At 74.2% G+C, this 6,499-nt stretch carries 6 protein-coding genes; 1 reads left to right on the top strand and 5 read right to left on the bottom strand.

Annotated features, from left to right (window positions below):
• From rsmA to rsmI, 5 genes are all read right to left on the bottom strand, one after another.
• Positions 1-777, bottom strand: a 777-nt coding sequence (rsmA, locus tag GT030_RS20760) for a 16S rRNA (adenine(1518)-N(6)/adenine(1519)-N(6))-dimethyltransferase RsmA (RefSeq protein WP_161202386.1), incomplete at its 3' end; no start/stop codon positions are given.
• Between the two features lie 41 nt (positions 778-818).
• On the bottom strand, positions 819-2,114 hold the full coding sequence (locus GT030_RS20755) for a ubiquitin-like domain-containing protein (protein ID WP_346009699.1): 1,296 nt from the start codon (positions 2,112-2,114) through the stop codon (positions 819-821).
• A 132-nt stretch (positions 2,115-2,246) separates the two neighbouring features.
• Positions 2,247-3,128, bottom strand: a complete 882-nt coding sequence (locus GT030_RS20750; RefSeq protein WP_161202384.1) for a TatD family hydrolase — start codon at positions 3,126-3,128, stop codon at positions 2,247-2,249.
• A gap of 25 nt (positions 3,129-3,153) precedes the next feature.
• Positions 3,154-3,489 (bottom strand): hypothetical protein, encoded by a 336-nt coding sequence (locus tag GT030_RS20745; RefSeq protein ID WP_161202383.1) that lies wholly within the window; start codon positions 3,487-3,489, stop codon positions 3,154-3,156.
• A 245-nt stretch (positions 3,490-3,734) separates the two neighbouring features.
• Positions 3,735-4,583: a 16S rRNA (cytidine(1402)-2'-O)-methyltransferase gene (rsmI, locus tag GT030_RS20740; RefSeq protein ID WP_161202382.1), complete on the bottom strand. Its 849-nt coding sequence runs from the start codon at positions 4,581-4,583 to the stop codon at positions 3,735-3,737.
• Between the two features lie 105 nt (positions 4,584-4,688).
• On the opposite strand from rsmI, the gene GT030_RS20735 reads away from it, so the two are divergent.
• Entirely contained in the window at positions 4,689-6,440 is a 1,752-nt protein-coding gene (locus GT030_RS20735; RefSeq protein ID WP_161202381.1) for a phospholipid carrier-dependent glycosyltransferase, read from the top strand.
• Positions 6,441-6,499 lie beyond the last annotated feature (59 nt).

The raw sequence follows: 6,499 nt of genomic DNA, 5'->3' as shown, positions 1-6,499 counted from the left end.
CAGCGCGGCCTCGGCGGCGGCGGCCGACCCGGCCCAGCCGGCGAGCGCGGCGCGCAGGGTCTTGCGGCGCTGGGCGAAGGCGGCGTCGACCACGGCGAAGACCTCCGCGCGGGTGGCCGACGTCTTGACCGGCTCGGTGCGCCGGACCAGCGAGACCAGGCCGCTGTCCACGTTCGGCGCGGGCCAGAACACGTTCCGCCCGATCGCCCCGGCCCGCTTGACCTCGGCGTACCAGTTGGCCTTGACCGAGGGCACGCCGTACACCTTGGAGCCGGGCGCGGCGGCGAGCCGGTCGGCGACCTCGGACTGGACCATCACCAGCGTGCGCTCGATGCTCGGGAAGGTGGCGAGCATGTGCAGCAGCACGGGGACGGCGACGTTGTAGGGCAGGTTGGCGACGAGCGCGGTCGGCGGCGGGCCGGGCAGTTCCTCGACGAGCATCGCGTCGGAGTGCACCAGCGCGAACCGGTCGGCGCGGTCGGGCATCCGGGCGGCGACGGTCGCGGGCAGCGCGGCGGCCAGCACGTCGTCGATCTCGACGGCGGTGACCCGGTCGGCCGCCTCCAGCAGGGCCAGGGTGAGGGAGCCGAGTCCCGGCCCGACCTCCACCACCACGTCGTCGGGGCGCACCCCGGCGGTACGCACGATGCGGCGGACCGTGTTGGCGTCGATCACGAAGTTCTGGCCGCGCTGCTTGGTCGGCCGTACGCCGAGCACGGCCGCCAGTTCGCGGATGTCGGCGGGACCGAGGAGGGCGTCGGGGGTGGGGCTGCTCACGGGACAAGGGTACGGGGCGGCACGGGCGCCACCGCCCCGGCTCAGCCGCGCAGCCGTGCCCCGCAGTGCGGCCAGGGCGAGGTGCCGTGCCGCAGGTACAGGGTCTTGGCGCGCCGGGTCTGCTCCTCGGGCGGCGCGTCCTCGGGCCGTCCGCTGCCGCCGAGGCCGTGCCAGGTGGCGGTGTCGAACTGGTAGAGGCCGCCGTAGGTGCCGGAGGGGTCGACGGCGTCGGCCCGGCCGCCGGACTCGCAGACGGCGAGCGCGTGCCAGTTCAGGCCGTCCGCGCCGGAGGCGGTGGCCGGGCGGGCCTTGGTGCCGACCCGGACGAGCTGTCCGAGTGGCTCGCGGACCACCTCGGAGTGCTCGCGGCGGGGGCGCTGCCGGACGCCGTTGACGGTGCGCAGCAGGTAGGTGGTGCGCCGCAGCCCCGGCCGCCCGGCCTGGTCGACGACCTCGGTCCCCTTCGGCAGCGTGGGGTCCTCGGTGCGGCGCACGGCGTACGGGATCTCCTCGTCGCGCGTCTCGTGGGTGCCGGTGATCCGCAGCACGGTGACGGTCTGCCCGTCGCGCGGGAAGGAGGTGCCGGGCACGGAGGTGGTGTCCTCGCCGTGCAGGGTGATCCCGGCTTCGCGCAGCGCCTCGGCGACGGTGGCCGCGTTGGTGCGCAGGGTGCGGGTGCGGCCGTCCGCCATGACGGTGACGCTGCGCTCGGTACGGACGTCCAGGGCGAGCCCGGCGCGCCCGATGGGCAGCGAGCGGGACGCGGACAGGTACGCGCCCTCCGCCCGCACCCCGAGCTGCCTGAGCGCGCCGTCGACCGTGTCGGCGGTCGTCCACACCACGCGGTGCTCGCCGTCGATGGTGAGCCGGACCGGGCGGCCGTGGTGCACGGCGATCTCGTCGCCGTCGGCGAGCGGGGTGCCGGGGGCGGGGGCGACCACGTCGTGCGGGCCGACCCGGACGCCCTCCTCGGCGAGGAGGCCGGTGACGTCGTCGGCGAAGGTGTGCAGGGTGCGGGGGCGGCCGTCGACGGTCAGCTCGACCGCCTTGTCCTCGGCGACGAAGGCGGCGGTGCCGCCGGCGAGGAACGCGACGACGAGCGCCTGGGGCAGCAGCCGGCGCACCGGCGACTCGGGCCGTTCGGCGGCCCGCCGTCGGCGTCCTGCGGGTCTCGCACCCTGCTGTGCCTTGCGGGGCGCTGGCACGGCCTCGTAGGCGGGCCGGTAGGTGTCGGGGCGCACGCCGTACGGCAGGGTCAACGCGCTGTGCACCGACGGCACGGCCGGTTCGTCGCCGAGGGTGCCGTGGGGGCCGTACCGCTCGTACTGCTGGGTCACGCCGACACGCTCCAGGGGGCGTTGGCCGATCGGGCCCCCAGAACCTAGCGGAGCGGACGTCACTCTCCAAAGCGACGCGACCACTCCGGGTCACGGCTCGAACTGGCGCCTCAGTGAAGCCCGGGCACGCCTTCAGTACCCGAAGGCGCGTGCGGTGTTGGCGCCGAGAGCGGCGGCGAGGGTGTCCTCGTCGGTGCCGCGTACGGCGGCCATGGCGCGCACGGTGACCGGGATCAGGTAGGGCGCGTTGGGGCGGCCCCGGTAGGGCGCGGGGGTGAGGAAGGGGGCGTCGGTCTCCACCAGGACCAGCTCCAGCGGGGCCACGGCCAGGGCGTCCCGGAGGTTCTGGGCGTTCTTGAAGGTGACGTTGCCGGCGAAGGACATGTAGTAGCCCTCGCGGGCGCAGATCTCGGCCATGCCGGCGTCACCGGAGTAGCAGTGGAAGACGGTGCGCTCGGGGGCGCCCTCCTCCTTCAGCACGCGCAGCACGTCGGCGTGGGCGTCGCGGTCGTGGATGACCAGGGTCTTGCCGTGCCGCTTGGCGATCTCGATGTGGGCGCGGAAGGACCGCTCCTGCGCCTCCTTGCCCTCGGGGCCGGTGCGGAAGAAGTCGAGGCCGGTCTCGCCGACGCCCTTGACCTGCGGGAGCGCGGCGAGCCGGTCGATCTCGGCGAGCGCCTCGTCGAGCGCCGCGTCCCCGCCCGGCTGCCGGGCGCCCTGCCGGGACCAGCCGTCGGGGTCGCCGTGCACGATGCGCGGTGCCTCGTTCGGGTGCAGGGCGACCGTCGCGTGGACGCGCTCGTGCGCGGCGGCCGTCTCGGCGGCCCAGCGGGAGCCCGCCACGTCGCAGCCGACCTGCACGACCGTGGTCACGCCGACCGAAGCGGCCTTCGCCAGCCCCTCCTCGACGGTGCCGGACTGCATGTCGAGGTGGGTGTGGGAGTCGGCCACCTCGACGCCGAGGGGTGCGGGGAGCGGGGGCGGCGCGTTCTTGTCACCGGCGTTCGAAGGCATGCCCCGATCCTACGGAAGGGGCGCGCTAGCTCGCCCGGCGCTGGAAGGGATGCAGCAGGTCGGAGAGGTGCCAGTGGTGGGCCTCCGGCCCCGGCACCGGCTCCGGGACCGGCCGGCGCACGGAGGACACCTGCCCGGCGCGCATGATCCGTACGACGTGCCCGTCGCAGTTCTCGCACACCGGCCGGCTCAGCGGGGAGGGCACGACGGCGCCCTCGACCAGGTACCGGACGCACTCATGGCCCTCGGTGTCGGTGTGGTGCTCTATCGCGTACGACTGCTCCCAGCCGTGCCCGCAGCGCATGCAGGCGAACGCGTACGACTCGTGAACGGCGGCGATCTGCCCGGCGACCTCACTCATGCCCAGCTCCTGCGGTCCACTGGCGCCCCCGGTACGGAGGCGGGGGACGGTTCCCGTCCCTTCGACCAGTGGACGCCCGCTCCGCCCCGAAAGCACGCGACCTGTCGAGTGTTGGACCCCCCTTGGCCGACCCTTGCCGAACCGCTCCGCCGAAGCCCCCGATCCCTTTGCCCACCCGACCCCCCGTTTGCCCACCCATGGGGCGCACCCCGGCATACGCGCTGTGCAGGGGGCGCGGGGCCCGCTCAGCCCGCCGAGCGCTTCGATGCCACCACCGCGTCGAAGACGACCCGCTTGGGGAGGCCCGCCTCGGCGGCGACCGCCGCGATCGCCTCCTTGCGGCGTTCGCCGGCGTCCTCCCGGATGCGGACGCGGCGGACGAGTTCACCGGCGTCGAGTTCCTCGGGGCCGGACTCGGGGGCGCCCTCGACGACGACGGTGATCTCGCCGCGTACGCCCTCTGCGGCCCAGGCGGCCAGGTCGGCGAGGGGGCCGCGCTTGACCTCCTCGTACGTCTTGGTCAGCTCGCGGCAGACGGCGGCCCGGCGGTCGGCGCCGAAGACCTCGGCCATCGCGGCGAGGGTGTCGTCGAGGCGGTGCGGGGCCTCGAAGTAGACGAGGGTGCGCCGCTCACCGGCGACCTCGCGCAGCCGGGACAGCCGCTCGCCGCCCTTGCGCGGCAGGAACCCCTCGAAGCAGAACCGGTCCACCGGCAGCCCGGACAGCGCGAGCGCGGTGAGCACGGCGGACGGCCCCGGCACGGCGGTGACCTTTATGTCGTGCTCGACGGCGGCCGCGACCAGCCGGTAGCCGGGGTCGGAGACCGACGGCATCCCCGCGTCCGTGACGAGGAGCACCCGCGCGCCCCCGCGCAGCTCCTCCACCAGCTCGGGGGTGCGCGCGGACTCGTTGCCCTCGAAGTACGAGACCACCCGGCCACCCGGCGTCACCCCGAGGGCCTGGGTGAGGCGGCGCAGCCGCCGGGTGTCCTCGGCGGCGATCACGTCGGCCCGGGCCAGCTCCTCGGACAGCCGGGGCGGGGCGTCCGCGACGTCGCCGATGGGGGTACCTGCGAGGACAAGGGTTCCAGTCACGGGACCATCCTCCCAGGGGCGCCGGGCGGCACGGAAAACGATCGCGTCCCAATCGGTACCGCGCTTGCACGGGACTCACACGGCACGTTTCCCTACCATGGCGCGGTGACCAGTACCGCGTCCTCCACGGACCTCCGGCAGGGCCAGGCGCCGCCCGACGACGAGCGGCCCTCCTGGCAGCGGCGGCTGCGCCGATTCGGCTACGTACCTCCCGCGGGCGCCCCCGCGGCCGACGTACGGGACCGGCTCGTGCCGCCCTACGCGCAGCCCTCGCCGAGGGTGTGGCAGGTGCTGGGCTGCCCGCCGCACCTGGCGGACCGGATCACCCGCTGGTCGGGCTGGGGCGGGCCGCTGCTGGTGACGCTGCTCGCGGGCCTGCTGCGGTTCTGGCACCTGGGCAGCCCGCGGGCGGTGATATTCGACGAGACGTACTACGCCAAGGACGCCTGGGCGCTGGTCCACCGGGGCTTCGAGGTCAACTGGGACAAGAACGCCAACGACGCGGTCCTCGCCACCCACGGCCACCTCGCCGTCCCCACGGACGCGGCGTACGTGGTGCACCCGCCGGTCGGCAAGTACGTGATCGCCCTGGGCGAGCTGATCTTCGGGTTCGACCCGTTCGGCTGGCGGTTCATGACCGCGCTGCTCGGCACGCTGAGCGTGCTGCTGCTGTGCCGGATCGGCCGCCGGATGTTCCGTTCGACGTTCCTCGGCTGCCTGGCGGGCGGGCTGATGGCGGTGGACGGCCTGCACTTCGTGATGAGCCGGACCGCGCTGCTGGACGGCGTGCTGATGTTCTTCGTGGTCGCCGCCTTCGGCTGCCTGGTGGTGGACCGGGACCGGGCGCGGGAGAGACTCGCCGCCGCGCTCCCGGTCGGCCCGGACGGCATTGCCCGCCCGGACGCCCGCGTCGCCGACACCTTCCGCTTCGGGTGGCGCCCCTGGCGCTGGGGCGCGGGCGTGATGCTGGGCCTCGCCTTCGGCACCAAGTGGAACGGCCTGTACATCCTGGCCGCGTTCTGCCTGATGGCGGTGTTGTGGGACGTGGGCGCCCGCAAGGTCGCCGGCGCCCGGCACCCGTACGAGGCGGTGCTGAAGTACGACACCGGGTTCGCCTTCCTGGCGACGGTGCCGGTGGCGATCGCGGTGTACACCGCCTCCTGGATCGGCTGGATTCTCTCCCCCACCGACGGCACCGGCGGCTACTTCCGCAACTGGGCCGCCACCGACGGGCGGGGCGGCTCCTGGACCTTCCTGCCGGACTGGCTGCGCAGCCTGTGGCACTACGAGCACGAGGTCTACAACTTCCACGTCCACCTGTCGTCCCCGCACACCTACCAGTCCAACCCGTGGAGCTGGATCGTGCTGGGCCGCCCGGTCTCGTTCTTCTACGAGTCCCCCGGCCCCGGCTCCGCCGGCTGCCCGATCGGCACCACCGACAAGTGCGCCCGCGAGGTCCTCGCCCTGGGCACCCCGATGCTCTGGTGGGCGGGCTGCGCGGCGATCCTCTACGTCCTGTGGCGCTGGGCCTTCCGCCGCGACTGGCGCGCCGGCGCCATCGCCTGCGGCGTCGCCGCCGGATACCTCCCCTGGTTCATGTACCAGGAACGCACGATCTTCCTCTTCTACGCGGTCGTCTTCGTCCCCTTCCTCTGCCTGGCGGTCGCCATGCTGGTCGGCGCGGTCATCGGCCCCCCGAACTCCACCGACACCCGCCGCGTGGTCGGCGCCACCGCCGCCGGCGTCCTGGTCCTCCTGATCGCCTGGAACTTCATCTACTTCTGGCCCCTGTACACCGGCCAGGCCATCCCCATCGCCTCCTGGCGGGGGCGGATGTGGCTGGACACGTGGGTCTAGGCCCGGCAGCAGTAGGCACAAACAGCAGCGCCCCCGCCGACTGCCACGGCGGGGGCGCT

Source organism: Streptomyces sp. SID1328, from assembly GCF_009865595.1.
Taxonomy (GTDB): domain Bacteria; phylum Actinomycetota; class Actinomycetes; order Streptomycetales; family Streptomycetaceae; genus Streptomyces; species Streptomyces griseoluteus.
Note: the sequence above shows the minus strand (reverse complement) of the source record. Positions and strands in the feature narration are given on the sequence as shown.